This window comes from Streptococcus mitis (assembly GCF_000722695.1).
In the GTDB taxonomy this organism is placed as follows: domain Bacteria; phylum Bacillota; class Bacilli; order Lactobacillales; family Streptococcaceae; genus Streptococcus; species Streptococcus mitis_O.
Genome location: NZ_JPFU01000015.1, coordinates 81,826 through 96,573 on the forward strand (window position 1 = coordinate 81,826; position 14,748 = coordinate 96,573).

Below are 14,748 nucleotides of genomic sequence, written 5' to 3' on the forward strand. Positions count from 1 at the left end.
CCTCCTTAGATTATTCAGCTTCAGCAGCAAACAACTCGATTGCTTTAGAATCAGCTGTAAGTGTGATGATAGCTTTTTTAGTTTTGTTAGTAAAACCAGTGTAACGTCCAACACGTTTAGCTTTTGGTTTTACGTTGATTGTGTTAACATTGGCAACTTTAACACCTTCGAAAGCAGCTTCAACAGCTTGCTTGATCAAAAGTTTGTGTGCACGAGTGTCAACTTCAAATACATATTTTCCTGCTTCAAGTTGAGCCATTGAGCTTTCAGTGATAACAGGTTTTTTGATAACATCATACAAATTCATTATGCAAGAACCTCCTCGATTTTAGAGATAGCTGCTTGTGTGACAAGAAGTTTGTCGCTATTTGCGATGTCAAGAACACTTGCAGTTGTAGCAGTTGCAACTTTCACATTTGGAAGGTTACGAGCTGAAAGAGCTGCGAATTCATTTCCTTCTTCAAGGATAACAAGAACTTTAGAATCGATGCTCAATGCTGCAAGAACTTTTGCAAATTCAGCAGTTTTTGGAGCTGTAAATGAAAGAGCGTCTACAGCTACGAATTTGTTTTCAGCAACTTTTTCAGAGTAAACTGATTTAAGAGCTAGGCGACGAACTTTTTGTGGAAGTTTGTAGCCGTATGAACGTGGAGTTGGTCCGAAGACAACACCACCACCACGCCATTGTGGTGAGCGGATAGAACCTTGACGAGCACGTCCAGTTCCTTTTTGACGCCATGGTTTGCGTCCACCACCTGATACTGCAGAGCGGTTTTTAACAGCGTGTGTTCCTTGACGAAGGCTTGCGCGTTGGCTGATGATCACATCAAACACAACTGATTCATTTGGTTCGATACCAAATACTGCATCGTTAAGAACAACTTGGCCAGCTTCTTTACCAGTTTGGTCAAATAATGTTACGTTTGCCATTGTGACTGATTTCCCCTTTCTTTATTATTTACCAGCTTTAACTGCTGATTTGATAGTGATAAGAGATTTCTTAGCACCTGGTACGTTACCTTTGATAAGAATAACGTTCTTTTCTGGAACAACTTGTACAACTTCAAGGTTTTGAATTGTTACGCGGTCACCACCCATACGTCCTGCAAGGTTTTTACCTTTGAATACGCGGTTAGGTGCAACAGGTCCCATAGAACCTGGACGACGGTGGTAACGAGAACCGTGAGCCATTGGTCCACGTGATTGTCCGTGACGTTTGATAACACCTTGGAAACCTTTACCTTTAGAAGTACCAGTTACGTCAACAACGTCTCCAGCTGCGAATGTTTCAACTGTGATTTCAGCACCAACTTCCAAGCCTTCAACGTTTTTGAATTCACGAATGAAGCGCTTAGGAGCCGTGTTTGCTTTCGCTACATGTCCTTTAGCAGGTTTGTTGCTCAATACTTCGCGTTTGTCATCGAAACCAACTTGGATAGCGTTGTATCCGTCTGTTTCAACAGTTTTAACTTGAAGAACAACGTTTGGAGTTGCTTCAATAACTGTTACAGGGATCAATTCGCCAGCTTCAGTGAAGATTTGAGTCATTCCCACTTTTTTCCCTAAGATTCCTTTTGTCATGAGAAAATAGTTCCTTTTCTATATTTTTTGTTCAAAAAGTTTTTAACGAGCGTTTTTTATGCTCAAGTCTAAGATACAAAGGGCGTCAAACTCAAAGTGAAAATAGGAAACTAACGCAGTGTCTAGCAGACACTAGGAAGTTTATCTTTTTCACACCGAGTTTAGCCCGTGTTCAATTAGATTGAAACACCAGCCTCTGCTCTTTTATATTTTAGATTAAAGTTTGATTTCTACGTTTACACCACTTGGAAGATCCAATTTCATCAAAGCATCAACTGTTTTTTGAGTTGGGTTAACGATATCGATCAAACGTTTGTGTGTACGCATTTCAAATTGTTCGCGAGAGTCTTTGTATTTGTGAGTCGCACGAATGATTGTGTAGAGGCTACGTTCAGTTGGAAGTGGGATTGGACCCGCAACTTGTGCACCTGTACGAGTAGCTGATTCTACGATTTTTGCAGCCGCTGTGTCAAGCGTACGGTGTTCGTAAGCTTTCAAACGGATACGGATTTTTTTGTTTGCCATCTTTTTCTCCTTTTCGTCTATTTAAGATAATAGGCTAGCTCCACAAGAAAACCGACGCGGTGTTGCGTGGCAATGCAACCGAGCGTGTCGCAACCTCTTGCATCAAAGCTAAAGCTGTAATTTACAGCACCATAATAGAATAACACAAAGCCCCTACGATTGCAAGGGATTTGTTGCTGTTTTTTCGTTTTTTACAATGAAACTGTTTTCCTATTTTTTCTTTCTAAAATTACGGATTTTCTTCTATATAATTATTTGAGTCCTCTTGACCTCAAATTTATCTTCTGATTGTTTCACGAGAATGTCCGCCCTTGACTCGGTTTCTTTATAGTAGTGTAGATATTGCTCCCGTCTCATCTGATGGCTAGCCAATATAAAGGATTCATCGCGATTTCTCACAGTCGTATCTCGAGCTAGCGCCGCTTTAATTCAGTCTCCTCATCCGTGTAAAAGCAGATGGTTTTGTCAAAGAGTTCTTTGGGTAAAAAGCCAACAGACATCCCTTCGACAATCAAAATCGATTTTGCTCCAGACAAGACCTCACTAGCTTTCCAAGGTTCTTCAATTGTTAAGATATCCATACCCCTCTGCAAGGCTAAGATATCTCTCTGCAAACTTGCCAATTCATGTGCCACCGGCAGACAAGCTGTCACCTTTTGGTCTAGCGCTTGCTTTGGTACTACCAGATGACGGTCTGAGGTGATATAAGGATCTGTTTCTAGCAAATTTACTGTAGTAGAATCTAAGGCTTGGTACAATTCCTGTGCAAAGGTTGATTTACCCGAAGCCCCATGACCGTATATCCCTAGTGTCCTGACTTTTCCCGTTTCCATTTCTGAGATAAGCTGGTCTATTAAGTCTTTTCTCTTCATTCTCTCTTCACCTGTTCATAGCTTTCTTTTCCGTCATTAAGCTTGTCCCAAATCACTACTTGCCCACCTTTGAGCGATTTTTGCACATCGATGATGCGTTGATTGGACGAACCTCGAAACTGGAGCATAAGATTTCTCTTAGTTCGGTCATACCGTCCATCGACAAGGATGTCAATTAGCGATAAGAGTTCCAATTTGTCTGGAGTCTCCAGCATCATTTCTTCCCAAGTGTAGCCCGTCCAGGACCAGATATCTTTGTCTGGCAATTCCTTTCGGATGCGTCTAACGAGAGGCAAGAGAATGCCCGTATTGAGAAAAGGCTCTCCTCCTAGCAAAGTCAAGCCTTGAACATAGGGCTGAGCAAGATCTGCCATGATCTGTTCTTCTAGCTCTGCAGTGTATGGAATGCCAGCATTGAAAGACCAAGTCGCAACATTATAACATCCCTCGCAGTGAAACATGCAACCTGATACATAGAGAGAGTTACGCACGCCTTCGCCATCAACAAAGTTAAAGGCCTTGTAGTCAATGATACGGCCTTGACTGAGTTCCTCGCTTTTCCATTCTTGTGGTTTTGGATTATTCATTCGCTACCTCTATCCAATAACGCTCGACTCCATTACGAACATCCTCAATGAGACCTCCATTTGCTAGAATGACTGCTCTACTAGCAGGATTATTCACGCTACAGGTCACAAGAGCTTTCTTGATATTCTTTTCCTTAGCAACTTGCAAACCCTGACGGAGAGCTTCCTTGGCATAACCTTTGCCTCTTTCAGATGGTCGGATGGAATAGCCAATGTGGCCACCTTTTTCTAGTAGGAAGTTATTGAGGCGCAATCGGAGGTTAAGAAATCCAAGTGCTTGACCTTTCCCGGAAAAAGCTACTAACTGAATTGCTGGGACCCATCCTTCAGGCAGATTAATCCCCATTTCCTGATTCTGATTGCTTTCCAACCACTCTTCATACACAAAGTTCTCTGTATCCCAAAATCCTCCATCATGGGCTGATTGGCTCTTTTCAAACTCTGCCATCAACTCTAAAACTGTTTCTTTGTCTGCTAGTCTTGGTCTGCGTAATTCCATCCTTACCTCCCGCTAAGAGAAAAGCGAGAGTTAACTCTCACTTTTATTTTTTCTTATTCTTGTTTAAAAATTGTTCTCTGAGATTGAGCAAGCGTTCTTTCTTACCAGCTCCACCTTTAGAGTGTTTCTCGTGATAACGGGTCACTTGTGCGCGCCCTTTATCGTCTAATTGATATTTTCCCATTTCATTTCTTTCTAATTTGTTACTTGATGGCCAGCTATTTTAATCGTTGAGCCATTCATGTGTTTGACACGCGCAGCGATTTCCTTGTGACGGCCATTGACCATAGGTCGCGCTTGAGGATTACCTAGATAGCCACAAGTTCGTTTGACCACATCTACGGTTTTAGGGTCGCTATTGCCACAGTTTGGACAAGCAAATCCTCTCTCAGTTGGTTCAAAATCCCCCTCAAAGTCACACTTGTAGCAACGGTCAATCGGAGTATTGGTCCCTAGATAGCCCACGCGGTCATAGGCATAGTCCCAGACAGCTTCCAAGGCCTTTGGATTTTGCTGAAGAACTGGATACTCACAATAATGGATAAAACCACCTGACGCACCTGCTTCTGGATAGACTTTCTCAAAGTCTAATTTTTCAAACGGTGTTGGATTTTTACGAACATCATAATGGAAAGAATTGGTGTAGTATTCCTTGTCTGTGATATCAGGAATAGAGCCAAACTTCTCTGTATCTAGTCGGCAGAAACGGTCTGTCAGACTTTCAGACGGTGTTGAGTAGATAGAGAAATGGTAACCATATTGATCCGACCACTCTTCTACACGGCGTTTCATATCGTGAATGATGTCTAGCGTGAGTTTCTTAGCTTCTGGATTGCTTTCCCAGCTGTTACCAAAGAAAACAGTTGCTACCTCATACAAACCGATATAGCCCAGAGAAACTGTCGCACGACGATTCTTAAAGAGCTGGTCAACACTTTCTTCTTTACCTAGACGATGGCCAAAAGCACCGTATTGATACAGGATAGGAGCATTTGCTGGTGTTGCCTCTTTAGTGCGTTCGACACGATAAACCAGAGCATCCTCAGCGATATTCATACGCTCGTTGAAGATTTCCCAGAACTTATTCATGTCTCCTTCAGATTCAAGGGCAATACGAGGCAGGTTAACCGTCACAACACCCAGATTCATACGGCCTGAATTGACCTCGACACCATTTTCATCCTTCCATCCTTGAAGGAACGAACGGCAACCCATAGGCACCTTGAAGGAGCCTGTCAAGTCAACAATCTTATCATAAGATAAAACATCTGGATACATCCGCTTGGTTGCACACTCAAGAGCCAACTGCTTGATGTCGTAGTTGGGAGTTCCTTCCTCTAAATTGAGTCCTCTTTTTAGCGTAAAGATGAGTTTTGGGAAGATAGCTGTACGGTGTTCTGAACCAAGCCCATTGATACGAATGTTTAAAATTGCCTTTTGAATTTCCCGCTCAAAACGACTAGTTCCTAGACCAAAACCTAGTGAAGTAAATGGTGTTTGGCCATTTGAAGTGAAGAGAGTATTGATTTCATACTCGAGAGATTGCATGGCATCATAGATGTCCTTTTGCGTTTTCTTCCAAGCGTAATCTTCCCGTTTTTCAGGTAAGACCCACTCTTCCGCATCCTTGAGGTGTTTTTTGTAATTCTTCTCTGCATAAGGCGCCAAGATCTCATCGATACGGTCAGCTGAACAACCTCCGTACTGGCTAGAAGCAACATTGGCGATGATTTGGGAAATTTGAGCTGTCGCAGTCTGGATAGACTTGGGACTCTCTACCTCTGCATTTCCAATCTTAAAACCATTTTCCAACATACCCTTGAAGTCAATCAAACAGCAGTTGGTCATAGGGGTATAGGGACTGTAGTCCAAATCGTGATAGTGGATATCCCCCTTTTGGTGGGCATTGGCTACATGCTTAGGAAGCATTTGCAGTCCGATTGACTTTCCAACAATCCCTGCTGTCAAATCACGCTGGGTGTTGAAGACATCGCTGTCTTTATTGGCATTTTCGTTAACAACCGCCTGATCTTTGTTGAGAAGTTTATGGATACTAAAGTTTATATCTGTCGCTTTCGAGCGTTCAAAATCCCTTTGTGTCCGATAAGTGATATACTCCTCAGCCAAGGCATATTCTTTGGATTCAAGGAGTTCATGTTCTACGATATTTTGAATTTCGTAAATCTTAACCCCTTGTGGAAAGCGACTATGAATTTCTGTGACAATTCGCTCAGTCAGAGCATTGAGGCGTTTTTCGACTAAGGGTGTCACGTCCATAACCTTGTCTGCCGCCTTGTGGAGAGCTTTATCAATCTTGTCCACATCAAATACAACACGTCTTCCATCTCGTTTCTCGACGAAGAGAGTTGGCAAAATTGTAATTTTTTCTTCTAGTGCAATCATATGCATGCTCTTTTCTAAAATGTTCTTTCTAAAAAGTATTATACCACTCTAAAAAGAAAAATCAATATCTTGTGTTAAAAATCCTAAAATTTTTAAAAATACACAAGATATTGATTTTATTATTTGGTTTTATAAACTTTAAACTCTGAATAATCTGTCTTTAATTGTTGGTAATTTTCTTTTAAAAGTGTTTCTACTTCAGACCAGAGCGCCACCTTATCATTCACCACAATCACCTTAGGTTGATTTTCTTTCAAATCATTGATCAAACTAGTTTTATTTTCTTCTGTATTCGTGTAGAGAAGAGGGGATGGGAAAATGGATCCAGACAAACGCTGGCTTTCTTTATAGATCTGAACATGGGAATCCCAGATATAGATTTGGTCTCCCTCGCTCGTCTCTTGTTTTATTCTGTCCACTACTTGATGTTGTTCACTATATGAAGCTGGATGCAAGACAAAACGAGCTACAAAAGGAACTGCAATTAGATAAAACACTACTAAAATCGGTAAGTAGAGATTTCCCCTCATAAATTTTTTCCATAAATTTGGAACTTCCTCTCTTCTCCGACAACGAGCTCCTCTAGCTGAATGTTTTCCACGAATACTGGCCATCAAAAGAAGGAGTAAAAATGGAAGGATTAGAATCAAACGCGAACCGTGAAGAGGTTCTTGAGAAAAAAGCAACAAGGCTAGTACAAATAAGAAAACAAAGCTAGCTGGTACTGAGATGACATATAATTTAGATGCTTTAGATTGGAACAAACCGAGAAAAATAAGAATGAAAGCTCCTAATCCAAAGGTTAATAGACCATAGAATAAAGTATTTTCTACTAACTGGGGGTTAGTAAAAGTAATCATAGAGGTAAATGGATACAAAAATCTACTTAAAGCCTCTCCAAAACCTCCTGAAATGATGACATAGTAGCCTAAAGGATAAAATAGGAGAGAGAAACCAAGTGCTGTCGCAAAAAATTGATAAATTCCATGTATAAAGCGTCCATGTCCAATATTAAAGACCAATAAACCTACAGTTATCGCTACAATAAATAGAAGACTAGTTAGGGGTTCTATGAAAAATGATCGGGCCAAGAAAATCCCCAAACGTAAAAATCCCTTGTCATTATTAGGATTTGACAGATAGCCTGCTACTAAAGAAAAGCCTGCAAATAAGAATGGAAGAGCTAAAATCGTAGCATAGCCTCCTCCAAAACCAAGACCAGATACCAAAATATAAAATATCGTTAAAAGTTGCTTAGCTTGATCCCTTTGTCCTGTCAGATAGTCAGTTGCAGAAAAAAGGAAATAACCTCCTCCTAAGAGGGCTAGCCATTCTACCAAGGCAAAAAGGATGCCTCCTTGGGTAATATAAAGTAGTAAATAATAAAGAAGACCTTGGCTAGCATAATAACTACTGTATAGCTGTCCTCCCTGATGCAAAGCCCACCCTATATACAAATCCTGAGCCTGAGAAGGACTTACCATATCTAAAAGTAAAGGAAGCACCACAGAAAAAACCGTCGCAATCGTACTTCCGATGATGAGTCTGAAAAACGGGAAAGCTAGGGGCTCTTCTTTTTCCAGGTTCGATTCAAGGTTCCTATCCAATCTATTTTCAATTTCATTACTCTGTATCGTTTCGGATACTTCTTCGATTCTGCCATATACAGCCATGTCGTTTCTCCTATTCAATTTATCTGTCTTAGTATATCAAAAAGACCTAGAATTGTCAGCTTGCGATGGCTGTTTGAGCGATTTTTCGCATAGTTTCACAAAGGTTTCAATTTCTCGAAATCGGTGTAAATGTGTCTGTTTAAATGTCGTGATATAGTTCAATTCCTTCTGAGTCAGCATCGTTTCTCCCCTATATCTCTCTATTCGTAAAAAGCAAGAAAAAGAGGACTCAGTCATATCCTAAGTCCTAGATTTCTTATAAGATAGGGGCAAATAACTGGGCAATTTCCTTAATCAATTTTTGATACCAGCTATTTTTTATCGTATGAGCAAAAATTTCTTGCGATACCGAAAAAATCTCTTGAAAATCTTTTTGAATCTCTGTGATTGATGCCGTTTTATATAACAAAACTGCATTTTCATAGTGGTGAAGCAAACTTCTGTAATCTAAGTTAATGGTTCCAACTGCAGCAAAGTCCTTATCCACTAAGATTTGTTTACTGTGAATGAAGCCTGGACTATACTCAAAAATTCTTACTCCTACCGATAACAAATCCGAATAGGCTCCTCTTGTGATGAGTTGGATTAATTTTTTATCTGGAACGAAAGGGGTCACAATGCGGACATCAACACCCCTCATAGCTGCATTTTTAATACTCTCAGTTAAATCATAGTCAATAATTAAATAGGGCGTTGTAATATAGACTGAATCAGTGGCCTGATTAATCAAACTTTGATAGACTTTTTTCCCTACCTGAGTACGGAAGATGGGCTTGGGTCCACTACCGTAAGGAATGCAGAGTCCTTGACTAAAACAAGGCTGATTTTCCAAGTGATACTGGTCAAAATCGCTGATTTCCCCACGATTGATGTACCAGGTCATCAAAAAGAGACGGGTGAGAGCCTTGACACCAAGGCCATCTAAGCGAATCCCACTGTCCTTCCAATAGCCAAAGCGTTCTACATGATTGATGTACTCATCGGCTAAGTTAATGCCTCCTGTATAAGCTACCTGACCATCTATGACCAGAATTTTACGATGGTCCCGATTGTTGTAAGCCACCGTCAGACGAGGAATTACCTTATTGAATTTATGGGCTTCAATTCCTCGACTACGAAGCTGAATAGTGTAGTCTCCAGGCAAAGTCGCCATACAGCCGATATCATCATAGAGCATCTTGACCTCTACACCCTGAGCTGCCTTTTGCTCTAGTATGTCTAGTATGCTATTCCACATCAGACCTTCTTCGACAATATAGTACTCTAGAAAGATAAACTTTTCAGCTTTCTTAAGGTCTTCCAACATATATTGCCACATGCTTTCACCCGAAGAAAAGAATTGTGAGTCTGTTCGATCATAGACATCGGCGTTACTATCCATACTTAACAAAGATTTGATAACTCCGTAAGCCGCCTTATCCTCTTCCTTCAATTTCTGGCGGAGAGCTTTACTGTTATCCTCCCGAAAATGCATGGAACCAAGTTTGTCCAACTGCTTGATTTCTTTTTTGGACAATCGCCTTTCACCAAACATTATATAGAGCAAAGGACCAATAACAGGAACAAAAGTCACCACTAACCACATTACTTTGCTTTCAGGCGCCATGGAACGATTGACAATTGCGACAATAGTTGCCATACTCATAAAGATTAAGAGAATCACCCAAAGAATAGGAGCCATGCGACCTAAATAAAGAAAGAGACCAAAAACAAGAGAAAGTTCAAGTAGCATAATCAAAAGACTAAAGCCATACTTGGACATCAATAATTGAAATTTCCTATATTTCATATCCCCTCCTTGATAGTTTGAATGCTAAAAACAGGTAATTGATACTCTTCGAAAATCTCTTCAAACCACGTCAGCTTCACCTTGCCGTACTTAAGTACAGCCTGCGGCTAGCTTCCTAGTTTGCTCTTTGATTTTCATTGAGTATGATACTAGTATAACGCAGGTATTCGGTAGAAGGCAAGTATTTATGGTCATTTTTCTAAGTAATCATAAAAGAGACCGAAAAATCCAGTCTCCTTCTAGTCTATTTTGATAAAACGATACGATCTGAAGCGTCTCTATCCATATCGTCGATAATCATCTGATTGCCATTAATTGTATAAATCTTGGCATCATCACCAATAATCATGCGTTGATTAGCGGCATCGAAGCTAACCTGCTTGATTTCTTGATCTCCGTCAGTTTCTACCTGTGTCCATGTACCAGTTGTTCCAGTTACCACTAAAGTGATACGGTCTCCTTCGTCCTGACCAGTATAAGTTCCATCAATATTAGTTGGTTGAGCTGTAACTGTATTTTGTGAAGAACTTGTTGCTGCCTGGTTGCTATTTTCTGTAGACGATGAAACAGTAGGTTGTGATTGCTGAGTTTGTTGAGTTTGCGATTGAGCTACTGGTTGTTGAACTTGTTGAGTTCTTTGTGAACAAGCTACTAAGAGACTAAGACTTGCTAGAGAAGCAAGAGAAAGTGTGAATGTTTTTAATTTCATGATGAATTTCCTTTCTGCTACCGATTTAGAGAATGTTTCTTCTAACTGGTAGTTCCCCTAGTATAACAAGTTCAAAAAAGGAGGTCAATTTATCTGCTCATGGTCCAGTAGGCAGCCCCGTACTTCTGAGATAAAATAGAGAGATCCTGTAATGAACAATAAGTCCTGCGCGTCGGCTCTTTCTTCGAAACTGCTGATAAATTCTCGGTAAGAAGGAATGACGTCGTAACCCATTACATCTGTCTCGTCCAGAGAACCTTGATAGTCAAAACCAGTCACCTTGAGTTCCACTTGAGGTAAATTTTCAGCCAAATAAGCCAACATCCCTTGATAATCCTTACGTTTTAAGGCTCCAAAGAGGATTTGAGGTCGATAACCTTCCTGCTCTTTTTCTTTGATAAACTCAACCAAGCGAGTCAAGGCAGGGAGGTTATGAGCACCATCCAAGTAAATCTGTGGATGAATACGCTCCAAACGACCAGCCCAATGGGTCTGTTTCAAGGCCTTTCTTACAGCCTGTTCATCAACAACTTCCTTTCCTTCTCCCATAAAAAGAAGAAAAGTTTGCAATGCCAAGGCCGCATTTTCCTGCTGATAGGCTCCTTCTAAACCTATTTTCAACTGCGAAAGATTCAGCAACGAACTTGAAAAATCACTATTCAGCATTGAAAAATCCTGGCCTGCCTGATAAAAGTCAATAGCTAAAGATTCGGCTTTTTTCTGACAAACAAACCTAGCTTCTTGCGGCAATTTCGCAATCACTGCCTTCTTACCAACCTTGAAAATACCAGCTTTCTGCTCTGCGATTGCTTCTAGTCTATCACCCAAGGTCTCCTGATGGTCAAGCCCGATGGAGGTGATGACAGCAATCTCTCCAGTTACCACATTAGTCGTGTCAAGTAGGCCACCAATTCCTACTTCTAATAAAACCAAATCCACTTCTTGCTCCCTAAAATAAAGAAAAGCAACTAAGGTCAGCAATTCAAAAAAGGACAACTGATCATGGGTTTGCAGAAGCGTTTTCTCCATCTCCTTGACCTGATCAGCCAAACGGATGAAGTCTGCATCTGCTATAGGTTGCCCATTAATGCAGATTCGGTCATTGATAGAGACGATATGAGGGGAGGTAAAGGTCGCAACTTTTTTGCCATGTCCCATAAATAATTCCCTCATAAAAGCAATGGTAGAGCCTTTCCCATTAGTCCCTGTTACGTGGATAATAGGGTAAGACTTCTCTGGATTCTCCAACAAATCCACCGCTTGTTGCATTCGCCCCAAACCTGATCGAAAATTCAAACCAATCCGACTGTGAAGCCATTCTTCTACTTCAAACATATATATCTCCTTGACAAAAGTCCAATCAATTACCACATCAAAGCATGATGACTAATAAAAACAAGGCCAGGATTTTCGTCCCGACCTCTAACCTGGTTAGCTAATAACTAGCTACTATGAATATTAACTTGGGCTAAAAACACCCCCAGACTTACCAGTCTCTCTTATTTAAAGGAACTGGGGTAAAAATATCCCCCGAACTTACTTACGGTCTTTATTTTTAGCGTCAGGCTAAAAACGTCCACTGGACTGCCTGCGTTTCTATTTTCTAGCGCAGGGGTAAAAACGTCCCCCCGGACTGCCTGCGTTTCTATTTTCTAGCGCAGGGCTAAAAACGTCCACTGGACGTTCCAACTCTTCCAATTTCTAGGAGTTGGGCTGATACAGTCTCCCAGACTGTATCACTCCTCCATAAAGCTGTTGAAGACTTCTTCAATCATGTTCCATTCGTCTTCTGAATCTTCTGGGATTGGTTGCAATTCGCCTTCTGTTCCATCCTCGTTTTCGATGAATGAGTAAGCTTGGATTTCAACTTGTCCATCTTCGTCTTCTTCTGCGTTAACTGGCACTAGAAGAACATAGTTTTTACCAAATTCTTCTTTTCCGTCAATCGTCAAAAGGATCTCAAACAAGGTTTCATTTCCTTGCTCATCTACTAGTGTAATTAATTCACGTTCTTCGTGGTCGTGGTTATGATCGTGTGACATAGCCTCTCCTTTATATTAAAATTTTCTATCTAAATAATTTTGTAAAATCAGCTGAGCTGCTAACTTATCAATGACTTTCTTGCGCTTGTTACGGCTGATATCTGCTTGTTCAATCAACATGCGTTCCGCAGCAACTGTTGTCAAGCGTTCATCCTGATAGTCTACTGGTAAACCAAAAAGCTCTTCTAGCTTTGCTCCGTATGCCTGACTAGCTTCCACGCGCGGTCCGCTTGTATTGTTCATGTTTTTAGGCAAGCCCACTACAAATCGTTCCACCTTGTAAGCATCAACCAACTCCTTAACGCGGTCAAAACCAAATTGGCCTTGCTCCTCATTGATTTGGATGATTTCAAGCCCTTGAGCTGTAAAACCGAGCGGATCGCTAATGGCCACCCCTACCGTTTTTGAACCGACGTCCAATCCCATAATTCTCATAGGTTATAGATCGACTCCTTGTCCTTTAAGGTAGTAGCGGACCAATTCCTCAACGATTTCATCACGCTCATACTTACGGATTTGATTTCGTGCATTATTATAACGAGGAACGTAGGCAGGGTCTCCACTCAATACGTAACCTACGATTTGGTTAATCGGGTTGTAGCCCTTATCGTTCAACGAAGCATAGACATCAGTCAAAGTTTCGCTAATTTCTTTTTTATTGGAATCGTCCAATTTAAAACGTACTGTTTCTTCAGTAAATCCCATTCTAACACCCTCTTTCCTTAGAATAGTACCATTATAGCATAATTCCTTACCTTCTACAATTCAGGCAGTCTATTTATTTGGATTTTCTATTGTTCTGTCGCACCATTTGCCAATCTGTCTGAAATATATTTGCTTGGTTCATTTTTCAAAAGATTTTCCAAGCCAATATTCTTCAGATATTCCAATTGAGAAGCCTTCTTGACATCCAAAACTTGAAAATCATAACTAGTCGTTGTTTGAAGTTCGGTTGCACTCAATAATTTGGTTTCAAGCTTAAAGCCTGCCAATTTACGAGCTTCAATGATAGACTCATCCTTCTCCTCCGCCTCAAGAAGAGCTTTTTGAGTTTCTTCCACACCATGTTGGTCAATATAGGTCTTCAACTCATCTGAGACTGGACGCTTTTGTTGAATGGTTAGGTTCAAAAAAGTCTTGTCTTTATAAGTAATGGTTTGGGTTTGCTGGCTGCCATCATCTGACTTGGGCAAGACCAAAGTCTTGGTTACAACTGTATTCTTCTCAGCATTTTCAATAACTGGTAATGCCGACTGAAGCGTATCCTTTTCTGTTTTTGTAGCTTTTCCAGTTTCTTTTTTCTGTCCGCAACCAACCAGGACAAAAAGGAAAGCTAGACTAACAAGAACTATTTTTTTCATTTCTTTCTTCTTTCTTTTTGAGATTAATACTCAATGAAAATCAAAGAGCAAACTAGAAAACTAGCCGCAGGCTGCTCAAAGCACTGCTTTGAGGTTGCAGATAAAACTGACGAAGTCAGGAACATGCATACGGCAAGGCGATGTTGACGCGGTTTGAATTTGATTTTTGAAGAGTATAAAATAGAATAAGACTGGGAGTTGCCCCCAGCCTTGATGTTTATAGAGCTGCACGCAAACGTGCTTCTGCATTTTCTACATTACGGACAGAGCGTGGTAGGAAGGCACGAATATCGTCTTCCTTATAGCCAACTTGCAGGCGTTTTTCATCTACAAGGATTGGGCTCTTTAAAATTCTCGGTGTTTCCATAATCAGATTGAGTACTTCGTTGACACTCAAATCTTCAATATCCACTCCAAGGGCTTTGGCATAGCGATTTTTAGACGAAACGATGCTGGCTATTCCGTTATCTGTTTTGGTTAGAATATCCAGTAATTCTTCTCTCGTAATTCCTTCTTTACCAAGATTTTGTTCTTTATAACTTAACTGGTGGGCATTGAGCCAGGTTTTTGCTTTTTTACAACTAGTACAACTTGAGACTGTATAAATCTTGATCATGTACCTACCCCTTTCGCTACATGTTACTATCAGTTTAGTCTATTATACCATAAAAAACATCCGACTTGCGACCTATTTTTAAATTTTTTTG

At 40.6% G+C, this 14,748-nt stretch carries 17 protein-coding genes and 1 pseudogene; all 18 read right to left on the reverse strand.

The features are described from left to right. Positions 1-10: 10 nt before the first annotated feature. Positions 11-307: a 50S ribosomal protein L23 gene (locus SK629_RS09875; protein ID WP_001055347.1), complete on the reverse strand. Its 297-nt coding sequence runs from the start codon at positions 305-307 to the stop codon at positions 11-13. Continuing rightward, positions 307-930, reverse strand: coding sequence for a 50S ribosomal protein L4 (gene rplD / locus SK629_RS09880; RefSeq protein WP_000024537.1), 624 nt, complete (start codon positions 928-930; stop codon positions 307-309). The genes SK629_RS09875 and rplD overlap by 1 nt, the downstream gene beginning before the upstream one ends. 24 nt (positions 931-954) lie before the next feature. Further along, positions 955-1,581, reverse strand: coding sequence for a 50S ribosomal protein L3 (gene rplC / locus SK629_RS09885; RefSeq protein ID WP_000160197.1), 627 nt, complete (start codon positions 1,579-1,581; stop codon positions 955-957). A gap of 216 nt (positions 1,582-1,797) precedes the next feature. Continuing rightward, a complete protein-coding gene (rpsJ, locus tag SK629_RS09890) occupies positions 1,798-2,106 on the reverse strand; it encodes a 30S ribosomal protein S10 (protein ID WP_001284513.1) in 309 nt (102 codons plus the stop codon). Between the two features lie 243 nt (positions 2,107-2,349). After that, a pseudogene (locus SK629_RS09895) lies at positions 2,350-2,978 on the reverse strand (uridine kinase family protein). Continuing rightward, on the reverse strand, positions 2,975-3,565 hold the full coding sequence (gene nrdG, locus SK629_RS09900; RefSeq protein ID WP_042901720.1) for an anaerobic ribonucleoside-triphosphate reductase activating protein: 591 nt from the start codon (positions 3,563-3,565) through the stop codon (positions 2,975-2,977). Before nrdG ends, SK629_RS09895 begins: the two are co-directional and overlap by 4 nt. Continuing rightward, positions 3,558-4,064 (reverse strand): GNAT family N-acetyltransferase, encoded by a 507-nt coding sequence (locus tag SK629_RS09905; protein ID WP_042901721.1) that lies wholly within the window; start codon positions 4,062-4,064, stop codon positions 3,558-3,560. The genes nrdG and SK629_RS09905 overlap by 8 nt, the downstream gene beginning before the upstream one ends. Positions 4,065-4,107: 43 nt before the next feature. After that, complete coding sequence (locus tag SK629_RS09910; RefSeq protein WP_000521618.1) at positions 4,108-4,248, reverse strand: hypothetical protein; 141 nt, start codon at positions 4,246-4,248, stop codon at positions 4,108-4,110. A gap of 11 nt (positions 4,249-4,259) precedes the next feature. After that, positions 4,260-6,467, reverse strand: a complete 2,208-nt coding sequence (nrdD, locus tag SK629_RS09915; RefSeq protein WP_042901722.1) for an anaerobic ribonucleoside-triphosphate reductase — start codon at positions 6,465-6,467, stop codon at positions 4,260-4,262. Positions 6,468-6,586: 119 nt separating this feature from the next. Continuing rightward, the gene (locus SK629_RS09920) at positions 6,587-8,140 is read right to left on the reverse strand and encodes a damage-inducible protein CinA (RefSeq protein ID WP_042901723.1); all 1,554 of its coding nucleotides are present in this window, start codon (positions 8,138-8,140) and stop codon (positions 6,587-6,589) included. 256 nt (positions 8,141-8,396) lie between these two features. Next, on the reverse strand, positions 8,397-9,929 hold the full coding sequence (cls, locus tag SK629_RS09930; RefSeq protein WP_042901725.1) for a cardiolipin synthase: 1,533 nt from the start codon (positions 9,927-9,929) through the stop codon (positions 8,397-8,399). Between the two features lie 244 nt (positions 9,930-10,173). Beyond that, entirely contained in the window at positions 10,174-10,638 is a 465-nt protein-coding gene (locus tag SK629_RS09935) for an SP_0198 family lipoprotein (RefSeq protein WP_042901726.1), read from the reverse strand. Positions 10,639-10,722: 84 nt separating this feature from the next. After that, the gene (locus SK629_RS09940; RefSeq protein ID WP_042901728.1) at positions 10,723-11,973 is read right to left on the reverse strand and encodes a bifunctional folylpolyglutamate synthase/dihydrofolate synthase; all 1,251 of its coding nucleotides are present in this window, start codon (positions 11,971-11,973) and stop codon (positions 10,723-10,725) included. Between the two features lie 401 nt (positions 11,974-12,374). After that, positions 12,375-12,680 (reverse strand): DUF1292 domain-containing protein, encoded by a 306-nt coding sequence (locus tag SK629_RS09945; protein WP_000017620.1) that lies wholly within the window; start codon positions 12,678-12,680, stop codon positions 12,375-12,377. 15 nt (positions 12,681-12,695) lie between these two features. After that, positions 12,696-13,115: a Holliday junction resolvase RuvX gene (gene ruvX / locus SK629_RS09950; protein WP_033609357.1), complete on the reverse strand. Its 420-nt coding sequence runs from the start codon at positions 13,113-13,115 to the stop codon at positions 12,696-12,698. Positions 13,116-13,118: 3 nt separating this feature from the next. Beyond that, positions 13,119-13,385 carry an IreB family regulatory phosphoprotein gene (locus SK629_RS09955; protein ID WP_000507059.1) on the reverse strand — a complete coding sequence of 89 codons (267 nt, stop codon included), beginning with the start codon at positions 13,383-13,385 and terminating at the stop codon, positions 13,119-13,121. Positions 13,386-13,471: 86 nt separating this feature from the next. After that, positions 13,472-14,041: an SP0191 family lipoprotein gene (locus SK629_RS09960; protein ID WP_042901729.1), complete on the reverse strand. Its 570-nt coding sequence runs from the start codon at positions 14,039-14,041 to the stop codon at positions 13,472-13,474. Positions 14,042-14,258: 217 nt separating this feature from the next. Further along, positions 14,259-14,657, reverse strand: coding sequence for a transcriptional regulator Spx (spx, locus tag SK629_RS09965; RefSeq protein WP_000591165.1), 399 nt, complete (start codon positions 14,655-14,657; stop codon positions 14,259-14,261). Positions 14,658-14,748 lie beyond the last annotated feature (91 nt).